The following is a 13,412-nucleotide window of genomic DNA, read 5'->3' as shown; positions in this document are numbered from 1 at the left end:
GAGCTTGCAAAGCTTTGTAAAGAAAAACATGCGGAAGGATACGTGCGGATACAAAAGTACTGCCGCTGAAAAACTGGGGTTACATGCCGGTGTTCAAATGCAATGCTGGATGTTTTTCGCAGTATGGCCGCCCGGCCCGCTATTCATCAAGCCCCCATCAGTCAAAAGAAAAGGGATCCCGTCATGCGCTTTGCCATTGCCACCGCCGACCGTTACATGGGCGTATTTGAAGCCTTTGTCAATGCCGGCTGGGAGCCGGTCAAGCTGTTCACCGTGCCTTTGGACAATGTCGTCAACCACAACCAGGCGGTCATGAGCTATGCGACCCAGTTGAAGATGGAGGTCCAGCTATCCCGCATCACGTCGCAAGACCTGCTGGACCTGCAGGCGCGAGACTGCGACATATTGGTCATTGCAAGCTACAACTGGCGGGTGCCGGACTGGCGGCCTTATCTGCGCCATGCCGTCAACTTTCATCCGTCGCCGCTGCCGGAAGGCCGCGGGCCCTATCCGTTCCATCGCGTCATCCTGGAAGGCAGGCAACGCTGGGGCGTCAGCTGCCATAGGCTGGAGCATGCATTCGATAGCGGTGACATCCTGGCAGACCGGCATTTCCCGCTCACGGATGAAGATTGCCATGAAAGCCTGAGCCTGCGCACGCAGATCGCCATGCGCGATCTTGCAAGACAAGTCGCGTCAGACTTTACGAGCTTATGGGAACAGGCGTCGCCACAAGGCGATGAAGGCAGCTATTGGGAAAAATTACCCGACAGCGAGTGGCTGCTGAAATTCGACCAGCCGGTGGCCGAAGTACTGTGCCGGATACGCGCTTTCGGCCAGCACGAATGCATTGCGCATCTGAACAATGTAATGATGTTCGTGCGCCGCGCGGTAGGCTGGACGGAACTGCATGTGCATCCCGCCGGCACCGTGGTGTACACCAACGGCCGCAATGTCGTGGTAGCGGTGGAAGACGGCTATATCGGTATTGTGGAATGGAGCCTGATTGCGAGAAACCAGGTCGTGCAGCTAGGCCGCTAGCGTAAGGCTTCAACGATTTCTACCGTGACCCAGGCGGCAAAAAATCAGGTGCTCCGGCAATTTACGAGCCCTGCTCTTCCACCCATACCCGCGCTTTTTCTATTGCCGCATCCAGTTCCTGTTCTACACGGCCAAACATCGTCGCCAGCTTTTCAGCGGCTTCATGCGGCAAGGTCTTTTCCAGTTCCAGCGCCGCATTGGCAAAGCGTTTTGCACCCAGCGTGCCCATCATGCCGCGCAGCGTATGCAGCATGCGTGCAGCATCGTCGGCACGGCCTTCCTGCCAGGCCTGCCTGGCCTCGGTGACGGGGGTGGTGCCATTCTCCACTACCTTCCTGACCAAACCCAGCATGGTCGCCGTATGTTGCGGTTTGCCCTTGGTGATCGCCATCAGGTGGCCAGGGTCGAAAACCGGCACCGGCGCTGCTTCATCCGCTGCCGTCGCCGCTGCAAACGACTTGAATGTTTTTTTCGCAGCGTGAGCGTGGGATGCCAGTGCGGGATGCCGCGGCAGCTCCGGCAGGTAGCGGATGATCTTGGACAGCATGTCGTCTGCATCAATGGGCTTGCCGATGAAATCGTTCATGCCGGCCTCGATGCACAGTTCCCGCTCGGAAGCCATCACGCCGGCCGTCATGGCCAGTACCGGCAGGCTTAGCTTCAGGTCCTCGCGCAGCGCGCGGGTGGCGGTCAGACCATCCATGACTGGCATCTGTATGTCCATCAGCACCAGATGGTAGCGGCCGGCGCCGGCATGCAGCCTGTCCAGCGCCTGCCGGCCATTGTCCACAACGTCCACGCTGGCGCCTGCCTGCTCCAGCATGCCGCGGGCAACTACCTGGTTCAAGGGATTGTCTTCCACGAGCAACAGCCTGGCGCCGTCAATCCGCTGCAGCAGCGGCGTGGAACGGGCTTCCTGCAGCACATGGACGGACGCGCCCAGCCCCACCAGCACGCCATGCAGCGCATCAAACAGGCTGGAGCCGGTCAACGGCTTGCTGAGCACGGCATCCGCCAGTTGCTCGGCGTCGGTATGCATCAGCTTGCCCCGGCCGAAAGAGCTCGCCATGATGATGCTGATCAGCGCTGCAGGCTTGTTGCCGACGCCCAAGCCGTGGCCGGCTTCCGCCTGGCTTGCCGCGTCCGTCGGCAGGGCCTGGATCGCCCGCAGGGTTTCCAGCCCGTCCATGCCCGGCATCTGCCAGTCCACCAGCACCACGTCATACGGCCGGCCCGCCGCCTGTTCTGCCTCAAAAAGGGCCAGCGCCTGGGTGCCGGAGTCTGCAGTATCCACCTCCCAGCGCCAGCCCTGTATCGTCTTGCCCAGGTAGTCGCGGCTGGTGGCGTTATCGTCCACCACCAGGAAGCGCAGGTTGCCGATAGAGCTGCGCGACCGGGCCGTATCCTCCTGGTCCATCGCGCATTGCAAAGGCAGCGTGACGGTAAATTCGCTGCCCCGCCCTTCGTCGCTGGTGACGCCAATGCTGCCGCCCATCAATTCGGTCAGCCGTTTTGAAATCGTCAGCCCCAGTCCAGTACCGCCGAAGCGCCGCGTGAACGAAGAATCCGCCTGGGTAAACGAGGCAAACAGCCGCCCCTGCAGTTCCGGACTCATGCCTATGCCGGTATCGCGCACACTGAAACACAGCACGGCATACGGCTTGTTCTTGATGGACTGCATGCGCACCAGCCTGACCAGCACCGCCACCTCTCCGCGTTCTGTGAACTTGAGCGCATTGCCGGTCAGGTTCACCAGCACCTGCTGCAGCCGCAGCGCGTCGCCGACCAGCACCCTGGGCACGTCCGGCTCCACGGCGATGGCCAGCTCCAGGTCTTTTTCGCCGGCATTCACCGTCATGATGGTAGCGACCGCATTAAGCACGTCCGCCAGCTGGAACTCTGTCATCGACAGTTCCATGCGGCCCGCCTCCACCTTGGAAAAATCCAGGATATCGTTCAGGATGCTAAGCAGCGTCTGACCTGATACCTTGATCATCTCCAGGTATTTTTTCTGTTCCGCCGTCAGCCCTGTGCTTTCCAGCAGGTAGGCCATGCCCAGCACCGCATTGAGCGGCGTGCGGATCTCATGGCTCATGTTGGCGACGAAATCGCTCTTGGCGCGGCTGGCGGCCTCCGCCTCGCGCGTGCGGGCCTGCAGCATCTTGTTGGTCTGCTCCAGGTTCAGCTGCGCATGCTTGAGCTCGGTGATATCGGAAATGAGCACATAGAACCCGCGCACCTCGCCGTTGTCCATATCGGGAATATAGTTGACCTGTGCATAGGCTACCGTGCCGCCGGGCATCACGTGCACACGTTCGTACTGCTGGCTTTCGCCGTTCAGCACGCCATGCAGGTAGGGCTCGCTCTGCCGGTAGATATCTTCGCCCATCATGTCGCGCACGTGGATGCCTATCATCTGCTGCGCATTGCGGCCAAACCAGGTTTCATAACCGTAGTTGGCAAAGCTGCAGCGCAGGTCCGCACCCCAATAGCCGACCATGCCCGGCAGATTGTCGGTCAGCGTACGCAGGAAGCGCTCGCTTTTTTCCAACGCTAGTTCGTTGCGGCGGCGCTCCGTCAGATCGGTGGCAATGCCCAGGTAGCCGATGATCTCATCCTGCTCATTGCGCAAGGCGCTGACGGTCAGCAGCACCGGGATGCGGTGCCCGTCCTTGGCAATCAACGTCCATTCATTGGTGTCCGGCCTGCCCATCGCGGCCTTTACCACCAGCGCCTGCAGGCCGGGCTTGACTGTCGTGCCCAGCCCCGCAGACAGCACGGCCGCGCGGGCCATCACCTCGGCCGGGTCATGGAAGGCCGTGGATGACACCTGACCCAGCATGTCGGCAGCGGCGTAGCCCAGCATGGCCTCGGCGGCAGGATTGAACAGCGTGATCAGGCCATCGCGGTCGGTCGCAATCACGGCAGAACCCGCGCTGACCAAAATCGCCTGCTGCAATGCCGAGTATTTTTCTATCTGCACCGTGCGTATCTGCACCTGCTGCTCCAGCGACGCATTCAGCCTGCGAATATTGGCTTCGTGCGCCTTTTGCCCGCCGATGTCGCGGATGGTCAGCGCGGCGCCCTGCATGCCGCCGCCGGCGCCGTGGATAGGCGATACGGTGACCGACACGTCCAGCAGCGAACCGTCCTTGCGCCGCCGCACCGACGCAAAATGCTGCACCTCCTGGCGGCCTGCAATGCGGCGCAACACGTCATCTTCTTCCAATGAATATTCAAAAGGCACGATCAGGTTCATGAGCGTATTGCCGATTGCTTCCCGGGGACTGTAACCGAACATTTTTTCCGCGGCCCGATTCCAGTCGGTAACGGTGCCTTCAAGGCTCTGGGCGATGACGGCGTCGTTGGAGCCTTCCACGATGGCCGCAAGACGGCTGCGCTCCATGCCGGCCCTCGCATCCCGTTCCCGGGCGCGCAGGTAGCTGTAGGCGAGCACCGCCAGCAAGGCGCTCAGCAGGATGCCGACGCCGGCCTCTGCCTGCGGGTTTTTCGCGTCAAGATGGCTGATGAAAAGAGGCAGCGCCTTGATATGCACGCGCCAGATGCGTCCGTACACGGGAAGGTCGACGCTTTTTTCCAGCCCGTTGACAACGGCGTTCCCAAATCCGGGAGAGGCAAAAAAAGGAATGCGCGCGGACTGGCCTGGCGACGATGGCTGCAGCTGTTCGGTGACATCGTCCAGCCCCATCGCAAACTCGCCGTCGAAGTAGTCGAAGCCGGTCAGCACTTCGTCTATCTGCAGCGACGAATACACCCAGCCTATGGTCAGCGCGTCCCGCTGTGCAGCCGTTTCCGCTTTTTCCATCGACGAATATACGGGCATCAGCAACAGGAAGCCGCGGTCCGGCTTGCCCGGATACTGCACCAGCGAAATCGGCGCCGTCAGCACCGGCTGCGCAGTCTGCATAGCCGCGATAGCGGCTGCATGCCGCTTGGATTCCGATGCCAGGTCTATGCCTATTGCCAGCTCATTGCTCTTTTGCGGTGCGATAAAGGCAATAGGGAAATGGTCGCCCTCGTGCGGGGCAAACTCCTTGATCTGGAAATCGGGCAAGCCGTCACGCCGCATCTGCGCAATGAAAGCCGCCTCCTGGCCCGGATGCACGCGGCGTGCAAAGCCGTAACCGCGCACGCCGGGAAATTCGCGCCGGATATCGCGCGAGCGGCCATATTCAAGGAAGGTATTACGGGAGATGGTCACGCCACCGGCGCCGATGACGGCGCCACGCGCGCCGCGCAAGCCATATTCATACTTTTGCAGGCGGTTGTTGATCTGCGTCACCGTCCGCTCGGCCAGGCCGTCGAAATGCTCTTGCTCACGGCGAGCGTTGTCTGCCTGCTGCCCAAAATCCAGCGTAACGGAAAGCACGACGCCTGCGGCCAGCACCGCCACCGGCAACCAGATCGTCTTGCTCAGCCAGCGTGCAGCAGCCACTTTTGGGATCTCCGTGAAAAAGCGGTCCCCGGCAGCTGCCGGATCAGCCTTTAGCATAATAGCCCCGAACTACAGGCAAGACTGCCGGGCCCGTATCGATTTTCACAATTGTTTGCATTGTGGGGAGCGCCCGCGCGCTATCCGCACCGGACTGCTCCGCAGACCGCCCAATAAACAAGTGGTGCCGGTTGCCGATAACCCGTCTTTCGCAAAAAATGTGGTTAAAATATCAAACAATCCCTGCCCGATCCCAGAAAGCATCGCATGGCCGATAAACCCGAGCTCACCGTCCTGCCTTTCGCCACCGCCGCAAAATGGCGCCAGTGGCTGGCTACCCACCATCGCCGTACAGACGGCGTCTGGTTACAGATATTCAAGAAAGATGCAGGCACTGCCACCGTCACTTACGCCGAGGCACTGGACGAGGCGCTATGCTACGGCTGGATAGACGGCCAGAAAAAACCTTTCGATGACGCCTCGTGGCTGCAAAAATTTACCCCGCGCCGCACGAGCAGCACTTGGTCCGCGATCAACGTCGGCCACGCAGAGCGACTTACCGGCGCCGGCAAGATGCAGCCAGCCGGCCTTGAGCAGGTGGAAGCGGCAAAAAAAGATGGCCGCTGGCAACTTGCCTACGCATCGCAAAGCCTTGCAACCATCCCGGACGATTTTTTGGCCGCCCTGAAGAACAACAAGAAGGCCTTCGCCTTTTTCGGCAGCCTGAACAAGACCAACCTGTATTCGATTGCCTACCGCCTGCACACGGCGAAGAAGCCTGAAACCCGGACCAGGCGCATGCAGGCCATACTGGAGATGCTGGATAAGGGAGAATCCTTTCACCCGCAAAAGAGCCCGCCGGCAAAAGCTGAAAAAAAGCTGAAATCCGGTTGCGGCCCCGCAACGGCCGGCATTAAAAAATTGACAATCCCCAAATACCATATAGATTGATTTCTGGTTGTTCCTGCACGCATAGATAAAAGACTTGGCAGCGCCGACGGCAAGACAGGTAGACAAAAAAAGGGGAAGCGATGCGCATGATGTTGAAATCCCTGTTGCTGGACCAGGACTGCACCAGCCGCCCCCTGCCCTCCTATGCGCTAATCTATTTTGAACACCTGGAGGGCAAATACCGCAGCCTGCCCGCAGCGCAGGTGCCCGAGGAATCCAAAACCAAGCTCGACCAGATCGTCCAGAAAAATCAGGATGGCATCCTCAACTGGGATGACCTGTACGCGTTTGACCTGGTGCTGTCGCGGCTGATGCCGAAGACCGAGCTGCCGCGCAAGGTATGGAGCCTGCGCAACCGCTACCGCGATGTGGCCGGCCTGCGCGAATATGATGCCTACCTGGCGTCGCGCCCGCCGGACTACCTGGCGCAGATCACCGACAACAAGCGCCAGGGCGACCAGGGGCCGCCCGTGGACAGCAGCAAAAAAGAGGACGCGGAGCCGAAGGACCCCGACCCGGCCAAGCCCACGGCAATGAGCAGCAGTACCGAAGCCGCACTGCGCGCCGACGTGGAATTCCTGCTGACCCAGATCCACTTGCGCTATGCGATACGCCCCGCCTGGGAGCAGCAGCGCGAATACGTCTCCCGCGTCATCGCGGTAATGACCGGCGTGGGGCTGATCGCCCTGTTCATCTACGCGCTGCTGGTGTCGTTCACACGCTGGAGCGTCGATGTCACGCCGCTGGGCGCCGTGCTGTTTACCGGGCTGATGGGCGGGCTGCTCAGCGTGCAGCAACGCTACCAGAGCGCCTCCGACGAGGGTGATCCGGTGCACAACATCGCGGTGCTGCGCTGGGGCAATTTCAGCGTGCTGGTGTCGCCCTTCAGCGGCGCGCTGTTTGCGGTGATTTTTTACATCATCTTCGTCGCCGGCTTAGTCAAGGGCGACCTGTTTCCCGCATTTCCTGACAGCATAGGCGACCCCAAGGAGCAACCGCCATACTTCTCGGAATTTCTCCGCCATGCCACGCCGGAATCGTTGGTGCAGTATGCCAAGCTGATCGTCTGGTCATTTATTGCAGGCTTCTTCGAACGCATGGTGCCGGACACCTTGTCCCGCTTTGCGGCCAAGCAAAACATGGCAGGCAAGGGAACGGTGTAGATAACGGCAGCCGGCAGAGACTGATGATGGCTTAACCGCCACCCGGCCCCGCCTCCTGCGCCGCCAGCCAGTCGCGTGCCAGCAGACCGTACAGGCCGGCGTCGGAAATTTCATCATCGTCTATCCAGCGCTCCCTGAGCGTGCCTTCCAGCACAAAGCCCAGCCGCAGCAGGCTCTTTGCCGAATGCTCGTTCCTGGGGTCGATCTCCGCTTCCAGCCGATGCAACGCCAGCTTGCGGAAACCGTGTTCCACCAGCAGCAGCAGCGCCTCATGCATATATCCCTGCCCCCAATACTGTCTTCCCAGCGCATAGCCGATCTCGCCGCGCAGGCTTTCCTCGTCCAGCTTGAACAGCACGCAGCTTCCTATCACTGTCTCCGGTTCATTCAGTTCGATGACGAACTGCATGGTGCTGCCTTCCGCGATGCGCTGCTGTATCCGCGTGAACCAGTTGCGCGCATTCGCCATCGTATGCCAGCGCGTGGGCGGACAATAGCGCATGACCTCGTGATGGTCGTAACAGGCAAGCACCGCGGCAAGATCGGCCTCCTGCAAGGGGCGGAGGCAAAGACGGGCAGATTGCAGACGGTCTGGAATGGTAAAAGGCATATTGTCTCGGCAGGCTGTTCACGGACAGAAACCTGATTATCAAGGAAACACCGTGTTGCGCGCAACGCAAGATACTCTGACAGCGGTAAAGCTCGCATCAGCACATATATAGTCCCATAAGCTACCCGCCTTGACACCCGCTACAACCAGACCTAAAATCATCAGATGATTGGATGAATTAGCTTTTATGATACAAAACACGCCCCGCCCTTCGCTGGTGGACAATGCCGCCGCCGCAATGACTGCCGAAATCACGTCCGGCGGCTGGCCGCTGGGGCAGCGCATTCCCATCGAGCCCAGGCTGGCCGAACTGCTGAATGTCAGCCGCGGCACGGTGCGCGAAGCAGTCAAGATGCTGGTCACCCAGGGCATGCTGGAAGTGCGCCAGGGTTCCGGCACCTATGTGCGGGCCGTCGCCGACAGCGCCGCCGGCATGCTGAAGCTGAAACGCGCCAGCCTGCGCGACCAGTTTGAAGTACGCTGCGCGCTGGAAGTACAAGCCGCGCGCCTGGCCGCAGCCAGGCATAGCCATCAAGACCTCGCCCGCCTGCAGGCACTGGTGAATGCCAGGGGCAGCTTTGAGGGCGATGACGAAGCAGGAAAGGCCGCCTTCATCGCGCGCGACCTGGATTTCCATAAGGGCCTCATCGCCTCCTCCGGCAATGCCGCCCTGGCCGAGATATACCAGTTCTTCTCCACGTCGGTGAAGGACACCATTACCTCCACACTGAAAAACGATCTGCCGGAACCTGATCAGGCAGCCCACCAGCGCATCGTCGACGCCATCGCCAGCGGCGATCCCGACCGTGCAGCGGCAGCCATGCATGCCTTCATGGCGCCGGTGCTGAATGAACTGGAACGCCTGTTGGCGCCGGTCGCCAGCACCGCGCCCGGACTGAAAGAATAAGATGACGACGCCCTCCCCCTCCTCCCTCAGCAACCCGGCGTTGGTGCAGGCCATTGATGCGGAAATCGATAGCGTGCCGCCCGCGGAAGCTTCACTGCCGGTACATCCCAACCGCGTCAGCCAATTACTGCTGGGCGCCAGCCTGGTGCTGATCGCGTTTAACCTGCGGCCGGTCTTCTCCAGCCTGTCGGTGCTGCTGCCGGAAATCATGTCTGCCACCGGCCTGTCTTCCGCCTCGGCCAGCCTGCTGACCACGCTGCCGGTGCTGTGCCTGGGCCTGTTTGCGCCGCTGGCGCCGATGCTGGCGCGGCGCTTCGGCGCGGAACGCACACTGCTGGGTATGCTGGTGCTGCTGGCCGCCGGCACTGCGCTGCGTGGAATGGGCAGCATCCCTCTGCTGTTCATCGCTTCCGGCCTGGCCGGCGCCAGCATCGCGGTCGGCAACGTGCTGCTGCCCGGCCTGGTCAAACGCGATTTCCCCACCCGGACGGCGCTGATGATGGGGCTGTATACGATGTCGCTGTGCGCAGGCGCCGCCGGTGCAGCCGGCCTGACTGTTCCGATAGAAAAAATGCTCAATAACTCCTGGCCGCTGGCGCTGGCCGCATGGTCGCTGCCGGCCATTGTCATTGCGCTGATGTGGGCGCCGCAGGCACTGGCCAGCAAGCGTCACGCGCAGCATAGCGGTTATACCGTGCAAGGCCTGTGGCGCGACAGGCTGGCTTGGCAGGTGACGTTTTTCATGGGTTTGCAGTCGGCGCTGGCCTACTGCGTGTTTGGCTGGCTGGCGCCTATCCTGCGCTCGCGCGGCATGGACGGCGTGCAAGCCGGGCTCGCGGTATCGGTATCGGTCATGTTCCAGGTTGCCACCTGCCTGCTAGTGCCGCCCGTTGCCTTCAAATGCAAGGACCAGCGCATGATCAATGTCTTCCTGGCGGTCATCGCCGTGGTCGCGCTGGTCGCCATGACGGTGGGCCCGATTTCCGGCGGCTGGGTATGGCTGTGGGCCGGCCTGCAAGGCGTCGGCCAGGGCGGCCTGTTCGCCGCTGCGATGACAGTGATTGTACTGCGCTCGCCGGATGCGCATGTTGCCGCCCACCTGTCCAGCATGTCGCAGGCGGTAGGCTATACGCTGGCTGCCACCGGGCCACTGATGGTAGGCCTGCTGCACGGCTGGACCGGAAGCCACCACGCCACAGCAGTGCTGTTCATCCTGCTGGGCATAGGGGCTGCGTCATTCGGCATAGGCGCGGGACGCGCAACCCTGGTGAATGCCAAAACAGTAGCGGCCTGAAGCGGATGAGCTGAACTGCAGTTTCATCCGTGATACAGCTGTAGATATCCGCTATCATGTCACCCCGTCAGCTCACGCATTATCAAACCTCATGCACATCACACTGGCTGCTCCCGCCGATGCCCAGGCTATCCTCGACCTGCAAAAACTGGCCTTCAGAAAATTCCCGAACTACCTCGATCCGCAACTCCAGCCGGTGCAGGAAATCGCAGAACAGATCGAACAGGGCCTGGTGCTGAAAGGCGTCGCAGACGGCGCCATCGTCGGCTCGGTACGCGCGTATGTCAGTGGGGAACCGGGCCAGCTAAGCTGCCACATAGGCCGCCTGATCGTCCACCCTGCCCACGCGCGCAAAGGCTATGGCCGGCAACTGATGGAGGAACTGGAGCGCCGCTACGCTTACGTGCACAGCTTCCAGCTATTTACCGCGGTAGTGGGCAACCAGACGACAATCGACATGTATATCCGCTTTGGCTACAGCGAAGTGCGGCGAGGCTACCGCGGTGACGAAGAAGAGATTTTCATGCAAAAGATGAATGCTGCTTACCAGGGAAACCTGCCGGACTGATCCACCTCAGGTGACGGAAATTTCCGTCGCATTCCTAGAAAAATAAGTATTCGCCGCCCACCCCACGGCCTCCGTCACCGCGGCCGCAGTGGAAGCGTTGATCACATTGCCGATGCCCGGCACCCAGCCCACCAGCAGCTGGCTGACCCAGCGCCCGCCGGTAGTGGCCGCAAACGTCAGCAAAATATCCGCTGCAGCTGCCTTGGTCAACGTCACCCCATGCTCCGCCGCAATCGCCGAAATCATCGCCGTCTGCAAAGGTACAATCACCGCCGCATCCGACCCCGGCACCTGCGCCAGCCCACCACCCACACCCGCGCAAGCCGCTGCAGCGGTATGGATGATGCCGTGGATTTTCTGTTTTTTGCTTGCCATGATAAAGGTGGGATGAAATATGGGAAGTGAGTATATTGTGTCACCGATTGGATTGGAGCGCAAAGCGGCATCCGGGTGTTACCGGCAAACGAGTTTGCTACTGCACCAAAGGTATTGATCGCCGCTGGTCGTGCAGCGCCGCTTTGGCAGCGGCAATATAGCGTTCGCTGACAGGCAGGCTATGGCCGTTTTGCAGGATCAGCACGTAGCTTCCTTCCTGTATCTGGCGCACCCCCAGCATCTGGCTGCGTTGCACCAGAATGCGCCGGTGGATACGCAGGAATTCGCGTGGATCGAGGTAACGTGCCAATTCCGTCAGCGTGCTTCGATGCAGCAAGCTGCGTTGCGGCAGATGCAGCTCAACATAGTTGCCGGCAGTTTCTATCCATTGCACGTCGGCCAAGGCGACCCGGTCTATCCGCCCTACCGACCGCACTACCAGCTCACTCCAATAGCCGGGGGCGGGGTCGGTAAATTTGCGCAGCGCCTGGGCGTAGATCGCACGCTGACCCAGCAACACGCTGGCGCGTTCCAGCGCCTGCTGCAAGCGGCGCTCATCAACAGGCTTGACGATATAGTCGAGCGCATGGACGTCAAATGCATCCAGCGCATGGCCGCGATGCGCAGTGACAAAAACAACCAGGGGCAGCGAATCCAGTCCGCTCAGCTCACGCGCCAGTTCCAGCCCCGATTCCAGCGGCATCTGCACATCCAGCAGCAATACATCCACGTGAGAGCTTGCCATGCAGGCGCGTGCCGCCGCGGCGCTGGAGCATTCCCCGGCCAGCTCCCAGCCGGGAAGTGCAAGCAATGCCAGCCGCAGGTTTGTGCGCGCATGCACCTCGTCATCGACAATCAATACTTGTAGAGGCGCGCTCATTCCGCCAGCTCCCAGGGAAGGCATAACTCTGCCACGAAACGGCCGGCCACCTGGCTTACGGCCAGCGACGCAGAATCGCCGTATGCCAGGCTCAGGCGTGCCGCGATGCCGCGCAAGCCGATCCCTAGTCCAGCTGCAGGCGCCGCGCGGGCGTGGACGGGGTTGCTGACATGCACAAACAAACGCCCGCCGTCACGGGAAAAGGCAACAGCAATATCGCTGGCGTTTTCATGGCATTCCAGGTCGTGGCGCAGTGCGTTTTCAACCAGCGGCTGCAGCAGCATCGGCGGGCACTCCAGGTCCTCGTCCAGCAAATGCTCACCTTCAATGCAAACCTGCAGGCGCGGCCCAAAACGCAGACGCTGCAGATCCAGATAATCACGGACGAACTGCAACTCCTGTTTTATTCCTACCCAATCCCGCTCACTGCTCATCAGCGCATATTGCAGCAGGTCGCCAAGGCGAGACAAGCCATCCAGCGCGAGCGGCTTGTCATCCGTGCGCACCATCGCCCCTATGGCGCTCAGCGTATTGAACATGAAATGCGGTTCCAGCTGTCCGCGCAGCGCCGCGAGCCGCTGCCTCTCCAGCGACAATCGCACCTCGGCCAGCTCGCTTATCTGCTGCTGGCGCTGGCGCCAAAGCAAGCCCGCCACCACGACGCCAAAGGCCGTTGTCAGCAACAGAAAAACAACGAACCATTCGAACTTGTCCATCGACACCCAATAACGCCAGGAGTTCTCCAGTGTCGGCGCCATGCCGAACTTGAAACAGCGCCTGTACGCAAGACCCAGCATCGCACCGGGCCAGCATAAAAGGATATAGAGCAGGTAACCCGCCGTAATCCAGCGTGGCGTGGCCAGCCAGCCGGGATGCCGACGGTAAATCATGTATAGGAAGTAGCTTTGCACCATCATCACGACATAGCCGCACCACCATCCCAGCGTCATTCGCCAGTAGCTGCGTGTATCGCCATCATGTAAAGCATCGCCGTAAGTAGTAATACCGGCCAGCGCGCACAGCAGAGTCCACAGTGCAAAGTTGATCAGAAGGGCTCGCAGCCAGGCCGGCATGGAAAGTAAAGGTTTCATTGCGGAGCAGTATAGCAGCCCCATTCCCGAGGTCATCCCTGCTGCACCCGCATTCATCACTCTTCATGCGACAGCGCCA

Annotated in this window: 11 protein-coding genes; 6 read left to right on the top strand and 5 right to left on the bottom strand. The window is 60.8% G+C overall.

Annotated elements, in window-relative coordinates:
- Positions 1-183: 183 nt before the first annotated feature.
- Complete coding sequence (locus ACO0LO_RS04475; protein ID WP_422962997.1) at positions 184-1,041, top strand: formyltransferase family protein; 858 nt, start codon at positions 184-186, stop codon at positions 1,039-1,041.
- 61 nt (positions 1,042-1,102) lie between these two features.
- Here ACO0LO_RS04475 and ACO0LO_RS04470 read toward each other — a convergent pair whose 3' ends face one another.
- The gene (locus tag ACO0LO_RS04470) at positions 1,103-5,497 is read right to left on the bottom strand and encodes a PAS domain S-box protein (protein ID WP_422962996.1); all 4,395 of its coding nucleotides are present in this window, start codon (positions 5,495-5,497) and stop codon (positions 1,103-1,105) included.
- A gap of 264 nt (positions 5,498-5,761) precedes the next feature.
- On the opposite strand from ACO0LO_RS04470, the gene ACO0LO_RS04465 reads away from it, so the two are divergent.
- Together ACO0LO_RS04465 and ACO0LO_RS04460 are read left to right on the top strand one after the other, a co-directional pair.
- On the top strand, positions 5,762-6,445 hold the full coding sequence (locus tag ACO0LO_RS04465) for a YdeI/OmpD-associated family protein (RefSeq protein ID WP_422962995.1): 684 nt from the start codon (positions 5,762-5,764) through the stop codon (positions 6,443-6,445).
- 86 nt (positions 6,446-6,531) lie between these two features.
- Entirely contained in the window at positions 6,532-7,608 is a 1,077-nt protein-coding gene (locus ACO0LO_RS04460; RefSeq protein WP_422962994.1) for a hypothetical protein, read from the top strand.
- A gap of 31 nt (positions 7,609-7,639) precedes the next feature.
- On the opposite strand, the gene ACO0LO_RS04455 is transcribed toward ACO0LO_RS04460, so the two are convergent.
- Positions 7,640-8,218: a GNAT family N-acetyltransferase gene (locus ACO0LO_RS04455; protein WP_422962993.1), complete on the bottom strand. Its 579-nt coding sequence runs from the start codon at positions 8,216-8,218 to the stop codon at positions 7,640-7,642.
- A 187-nt stretch (positions 8,219-8,405) separates the two neighbouring features.
- Here ACO0LO_RS04455 and ACO0LO_RS04450 point away from each other — a divergent pair, with 187 nt between their 5' ends.
- The 3 genes from ACO0LO_RS04450 to ACO0LO_RS04440 all read left to right on the top strand — a co-directional run bounded on the left by ACO0LO_RS04450 (position 8,406) and on the right by ACO0LO_RS04440 (position 10,987).
- The gene (locus ACO0LO_RS04450) at positions 8,406-9,125 is read left to right on the top strand and encodes a FadR/GntR family transcriptional regulator (protein WP_422962992.1); all 720 of its coding nucleotides are present in this window, start codon (positions 8,406-8,408) and stop codon (positions 9,123-9,125) included.
- 1 nt (position 9,126) lies between these two features.
- Positions 9,127-10,419: a CynX/NimT family MFS transporter gene (locus ACO0LO_RS04445; protein ID WP_422962991.1), complete on the top strand. Its 1,293-nt coding sequence runs from the start codon at positions 9,127-9,129 to the stop codon at positions 10,417-10,419.
- A 91-nt stretch (positions 10,420-10,510) separates the two neighbouring features.
- Positions 10,511-10,987, top strand: coding sequence for a GNAT family N-acetyltransferase (locus ACO0LO_RS04440; protein WP_422962990.1), 477 nt, complete (start codon positions 10,511-10,513; stop codon positions 10,985-10,987).
- Positions 10,988-10,993: 6 nt separating this feature from the next.
- Here ACO0LO_RS04440 and ACO0LO_RS04435 read toward each other — a convergent pair whose 3' ends face one another.
- The 3 genes from ACO0LO_RS04435 to ACO0LO_RS04425 form a co-directional block, all read right to left on the bottom strand.
- A complete protein-coding gene (locus ACO0LO_RS04435) occupies positions 10,994-11,362 on the bottom strand; it encodes a hypothetical protein (protein ID WP_422962989.1) in 369 nt (122 codons plus the stop codon).
- 97 nt (positions 11,363-11,459) lie between these two features.
- Positions 11,460-12,242 carry a LytR/AlgR family response regulator transcription factor gene (locus ACO0LO_RS04430; protein WP_422962988.1) on the bottom strand — a complete coding sequence of 261 codons (783 nt, stop codon included), beginning with the start codon at positions 12,240-12,242 and terminating at the stop codon, positions 11,460-11,462.
- Complete coding sequence (locus ACO0LO_RS04425; RefSeq protein WP_422962987.1) at positions 12,239-13,333, bottom strand: sensor histidine kinase; 1,095 nt, start codon at positions 13,331-13,333, stop codon at positions 12,239-12,241. Before ACO0LO_RS04425 ends, ACO0LO_RS04430 begins: the two co-directional genes overlap by 4 nt.
- Positions 13,334-13,412 lie beyond the last annotated feature (79 nt).

The organism is Undibacterium sp. TJN25 (assembly GCF_049339885.1).
Lineage (GTDB): Bacteria > Pseudomonadota > Gammaproteobacteria > Burkholderiales > Burkholderiaceae_D > Undibacterium.
This window is presented reverse-complemented; position numbering and strand designations above follow the sequence as displayed.

Coding starts and splice junctions, on each gene's coding strand:
- ACO0LO_RS04425 (WP_422962987.1), bottom strand. CDS start 13,333: ATGAAACCTTTACTTTCCATGCCGGCCTGGCTGCGAGCCCTTCTGATC.
- ACO0LO_RS04435 (WP_422962989.1), bottom strand. CDS start 11,362: ATGGCAAGCAAAAAACAGAAAATCCACGGCATCATCCATACCGCTGCA.
- ACO0LO_RS04450 (WP_422962992.1), top strand. CDS start 8,406: ATGATACAAAACACGCCCCGCCCTTCGCTGGTGGACAATGCCGCCGCC.
- ACO0LO_RS04445 (WP_422962991.1), top strand. CDS start 9,127: ATGACGACGCCCTCCCCCTCCTCCCTCAGCAACCCGGCGTTGGTGCAG.
- ACO0LO_RS04440 (WP_422962990.1), top strand. CDS start 10,511: ATGCACATCACACTGGCTGCTCCCGCCGATGCCCAGGCTATCCTCGAC.
- ACO0LO_RS04460 (WP_422962994.1), top strand. CDS start 6,532: ATGATGTTGAAATCCCTGTTGCTGGACCAGGACTGCACCAGCCGCCCC.
- ACO0LO_RS04465 (WP_422962995.1), top strand. CDS start 5,762: ATGGCCGATAAACCCGAGCTCACCGTCCTGCCTTTCGCCACCGCCGCA.
- ACO0LO_RS04475 (WP_422962997.1), top strand. CDS start 184: ATGCGCTTTGCCATTGCCACCGCCGACCGTTACATGGGCGTATTTGAA.
- ACO0LO_RS04430 (WP_422962988.1), bottom strand. CDS start 12,242: ATGAGCGCGCCTCTACAAGTATTGATTGTCGATGACGAGGTGCATGCG.
- ACO0LO_RS04455 (WP_422962993.1), bottom strand. CDS start 8,218: ATGCCTTTTACCATTCCAGACCGTCTGCAATCTGCCCGTCTTTGCCTC.